Consider the following 323-nt stretch of genomic DNA (forward strand, 5'->3'; position numbering starts at 1 on the left):
TGCCGGAGCCGCGCCCGAACGCTATCGTCACCCCGCCGTCCCCCCCGTCGCCGCCGGCTCCGCCGACCTCGATCGAGGCCAGCGTGGACATCTCGTCGAAGGCCATGAATCCGCCGCGCTACCCGCCGGCCGCCTTCCGCGCGGGTATCCAGGGCGAAGTGATCCTGATCATTGATGTCGATGCCAACGGCAACGTCACCAATGTCACGGTGGAAAAGTCCAGCCGTAACCGCGACCTGGACCGTGCTGCGATGGAAGCAGCTCGCAAGTGGCGCTTCAACGCCGCTGAATCTGGCGGTAAGAAGGCGGCAGGTCGCGTTCGC

The 323-nt window shown here is 66.6% G+C and carries 1 protein-coding gene; it reads left to right on the plus strand.

Annotated features, from left to right (window positions below; genetic code table 11):
• Positions 1 to 104 precede the first annotated feature (104 nt).
• A partial coding sequence (locus EN846_RS34205; RefSeq protein WP_210236156.1) for an energy transducer TonB occupies positions 105 to 323 on the plus strand: 219 nt, incomplete at its 3' end.

The sequence above is a fragment of the Mesorhizobium sp. M4B.F.Ca.ET.203.01.1.1 genome (genome assembly GCF_004791025.1).
GTDB classification, from domain to species: Bacteria; Pseudomonadota; Alphaproteobacteria; order Rhizobiales; family Rhizobiaceae; genus Mesorhizobium; species Mesorhizobium abyssinicae.